Source organism: Oleiphilus sp. HI0132, assembly GCF_001635845.1.
The window spans coordinates 1-3,610 of record NZ_LWGJ01001299.1 but is presented as its reverse complement, the minus strand read 5'-3'; the positions used below and the strand labels follow the sequence as shown (position 1 = coordinate 3,610).

Annotated in this window: 4 protein-coding genes; 1 reads left to right on the top strand and 3 read right to left on the bottom strand. The window is 44.3% G+C overall.

Going from position 1 to position 3,610, the window contains the following annotated elements; all coding sequences use genetic code 11:
- Positions 1–115 precede the first annotated feature (115 nt).
- Both A3766_RS19860 and A3766_RS19855 read right to left on the bottom strand, forming a co-directional pair.
- On the bottom strand, positions 116–577 hold the full coding sequence (locus A3766_RS19860) for a CopD family protein (protein WP_068512081.1): 462 nt from the start codon (positions 575–577) through the stop codon (positions 116–118).
- Positions 578–690: 113 nt separating this feature from the next.
- Positions 691–1,260, bottom strand: coding sequence for a DUF3365 domain-containing protein (locus tag A3766_RS19855; protein ID WP_068512077.1), 570 nt, complete (start codon positions 1,258–1,260; stop codon positions 691–693).
- 130 nt (positions 1,261–1,390) lie between these two features.
- Here A3766_RS19855 and A3766_RS19850 point away from each other — a divergent pair, with 130 nt between their 5' ends.
- On the top strand, positions 1,391–1,594 hold the full coding sequence (locus A3766_RS19850) for a DUF2892 domain-containing protein (protein ID WP_068512074.1): 204 nt from the start codon (positions 1,391–1,393) through the stop codon (positions 1,592–1,594).
- Here the strand turns inward: A3766_RS19850 and A3766_RS19845 are convergent.
- Positions 1,591–3,546, bottom strand: a complete 1,956-nt coding sequence (locus A3766_RS19845; protein WP_068512070.1) for a DNA topoisomerase III — start codon at positions 3,544–3,546, stop codon at positions 1,591–1,593. The genes A3766_RS19850 and A3766_RS19845 overlap by 4 nt on opposite strands.
- Positions 3,547–3,610: the final 64 nt, after the last annotated feature.

Here is a 3,610-nt window from a genome sequence, read left to right as displayed (position 1 = left end):
GACGATGAAGATAGCCATTGATGATCGACATCTAAGCGACTTGAGTGCTTACCTGCATGCACTCAAAAGCGCCTCTTTGATTCAGCCTTAAGCCCTCTAAGTTTTCTTCACTTACTTAGGCAGAAAACAGGAATTTACCACCACTTGCGATAGCAATAACGATCAAGCCCAGTGTCAGGTTAATTGCGACGATTTTACGGATTAGATTTAAGTGCGTCGCGGCATCAGGCCAACGATTCTCGCTCACTGCAGCTTTCATACGCTTAAATGGAACAAAGTATAAATGCCCAAACAATAAAAACATGATATAGCCTAGACCAAGCATCATATGAACATGCTTACCTATCGAAGCAAAGCCACCATATAAGGCAATCATGCCATGACCGCTCACCAATAAAACAGCAACTGCTATCCATACCCAAAAAAAGAAACGCTTAAAGGTATCTTGCCACAAACTTAGACGTAGCGGAGGTTCCAATAAGCTTGCTGCAACAGGACGAAGACATAGATAGGCGAAAAACATTCCGCCAACCCAAATTGTTGCAGCCAATATGTGGAGCGTAAGCGCGATGGCCATTGTGAAAACTCCTTTTAAATCGTCACCAGAAATCTACATACAAAGATAAGGGGGCTATTCTGTCACTTATTCACTCACAAATCGATTAGGCCAGAACGAAATATCTTCCGTATTTACTTCGCGGTGTGCAACAAACTAAAGGCCCCACGAATCTGTCCTTCCTGATAACCTACCGCCCTATCGTGCGGGTACTGTTCCGAGAGTGCCTTTTGAATATCTGTTGTTAGACTCTCTCCATGACACGACAAGCACATACCTTGAGTTGGAATAGCCTTCATCATACGAAAGGTACTCCCTTCTTTTTTCACCGCTGCTAACTGTGTAGCAGGCTTTCCGGCTTTGAGTTGCTGTTCAAAGTCAGCAAGTACTTTCGCCTCCCAGGCATCTGGCTTGTTATCAGGGTTACGTGTTTTAAGGCTGGTGCGGGAAACTGTCCATTTTCCTTGGCTATGTTTGCTGGCGATTTTTTCTGCATCCACAGAACAAGCCTCAATACCCTTGGTAAAGCCACCTTCTTTTACCGCTGCTTGCAGGCTTGATTTCAACTCTCCTGCAAATTGTTGAATCACTTGCTTACCTTCGCTTGCTAGGTCTGAAGCGGTTTCAGCACTGCTAGCACCAGCCCAGCCTAGTACAGGCAGCAACAAAGCAACAGATAATCTTTGACAAGATACTTTCATCATACTCTTCCTCTCATTCTGGCAAAACTTAGGTAAACCATCACATAGCAGCGATTATATTAGCATTGACTAATATAATTCAAGCATCTATATTAGTAAAACCTAATATTTAGTTTAGAAGAGGTTTTAGATCATGAATATCGATAGAACTGTATTTGCCGTTGCCGGGCTGTTTATTCTTGTTAGTGTTATTCTCAGTCAGGTCCATTCGGTCTATTGGCTGGCATTTACGGCTTTTGTTGGCGTCAATATGTTTCAGGCAGCATTCACAGGATTCTGCCCAATGGCCATGCTACTAAAAGCCTTAGGAAAAGAGCCCGGTTGCGCATTTCGTTAAGCGCCAACTTTTAATGTGGGGCTCGCCTTTTTGCGTCGGGCCTTATATTTACGTTTTTTAAATTTGTTTTGCGCTTTAAGGCCAGCTAAGGCTGAAAGGTGTGTATCTTTTGCCCTACATAGTAAGTGACTGATTTGTTGTTCAAGTGGCAGCATAAAATCAGCATATGCATACTCCCCCTGACTCATTTGCTTTAGCATCAACTCCCAGTGTGCAGTCATATCGGGCAATGAAACCTCTTCTGGCAGACTCGCTATCACTTTTCTACCAGCCTCTGTCGCTTTAATGGCTTTACCTTCTCGGTAAATAAACTGCCTCTTGAATAACAGCTCAATGATCGAAGCACGTGTCGCTTCTGTTCCAAGACCATCGGTATCTTTTAGTATTTTTTTGATCTCGGGGTCACTCACAAAACGGGCTATACCGGTCATCGCCGCGAGTAAACTTGCATCGCTAAAGTGTTTAGGAGGCTGAGTAAGCTTGCTAAGCAAGTCTCCAAATAAACAAGTAAAACGCTCACCTTTCTTGAGCTGAGGTAAAGCTACGGTTTGTTTTTCATCCTTAGTGGATTTAAGTACCTGCTTCCAACCCGGCTCACTGGTTTCCCTCGACTTTGCTCGGAATAAGCCACCGGCAATTCGAAAGCTGATTTCACGGTCGGTATAAGCCCAAGCCGGAAAAAACTGAATAAGATAGTGCTTTGCTATCAATTCATATACTTGCTGCTCAGCTTTACTCAATAATCCCTTTTTTGACTTATTCGCAGTTGGAATGATCGCGTGATGAGCACCAACCTTGGCATCATTCCAAACACGTCCTTTTAAACTTGAGTCGGCACTGTTACATATATTCTGTAAGTTGGTATTGCTAGCGATTGCATCGAAAATTTGTGCAGATTGGCTTAAGTGCCCCGAGGGTAGATAACGATTGTCAGAGCGAGGATAGGTAATCAGTTTATGTCGTTCATACAGATTCTGACAAGTATCCAAGACGGTCTTAGCACTCATACCAAATGCTTTAGCAGCATCGATCTGTAACGCAGATAAATTATATGGCAAAGGCGCAACTTGCTTCTTGGACTTAGCACTTGTTGCTTCAACATTAGCTGGCTGCCCCTTAATTCGCGCCACCACATTTTCAGCCAAAGCTTTGTTTATGACTCGCCCTTCGCTGTCCTGATAGGGCTCGCAAGCTTCGCTCGGCTGCCAACGGGCAGATAAAACTTGTTGTTCAGATATTTGGATATGGGCATCGACTTCGTAATAGTCTCGCACCACAAAGGCTTCAACTTCTGCATCTCGCCGAACAATCAAGCCTAGCAAGGGTGTTTGCACCCGCCCGATTGAAACCAGGCCCTGAAAACCGACCTTTTGAGCCTGAAGCGTAAAAGCGCGAGTTAGGTTCATTCCATAAAGCCAGTCTGCACGTGAACGAGCTAAAGCTGAAACAGATAAAGGCACAAAGTCTTTATTCGACTTTAGAGAAGCCAGGGCTTGCTTAACAGCGGGTAGATTTAAATCACTAATCAGGCAGCGTTCAATACTATCTTTCACTGACGCTTTAACGCCGACATGGTGAATCAGCTCATCCACCAGTAGCTGACCTTCCCTATCAGGGTCACCACAATGAATTATGTGATCAGCCTGTTTGACTAACTTTTTTAGAATAGAGTATTGCTTGCGGGTTTGCTTTTTAGGCGCCAGCTGCCAACCTCTAGGAAAACGGTCGGGCAATATAGGCAAGGTTTCATGCGACCATTTCTTAAGTGATGCATCATAGGCATCTGGCTCGAGCTGCTCCAGAAGGTGACCGATACACCAGCTGACTACATCACAGCGGCGTTTATCGGAATGCCCGACGTAAATACAGCCATCAGCTTTATGGTGAGGTTTAGGTAGGGCTTGCGCTATAGCCTTCCCCAGACAGGGCTTTTCTGCAATATACAGTTTCATTCATACAAAATACTGTATAAACAAACAGCTATCAAGCAGTTTCACGCCGTCTTAGCCAACTTTT

Excerpts from the sequence above, each read along its gene's own strand:
- A3766_RS19855 (WP_068512077.1), bottom strand. The coding sequence starts at position 1,260 with ATGATGAAAGTATCTTGTCAAAGATTATCTGTTGCTTTGTTGCTGCCT.
- A3766_RS19850 (WP_068512074.1), top strand. The coding sequence starts at position 1,391 with ATGAATATCGATAGAACTGTATTTGCCGTTGCCGGGCTGTTTATTCTT.
- A3766_RS19845 (WP_068512070.1), bottom strand. The coding sequence starts at position 3,546 with ATGAAACTGTATATTGCAGAAAAGCCCTGTCTGGGGAAGGCTATAGCG.
- A3766_RS19860 (WP_068512081.1), bottom strand. The coding sequence starts at position 577 with ATGGCCATCGCGCTTACGCTCCACATATTGGCTGCAACAATTTGGGTT.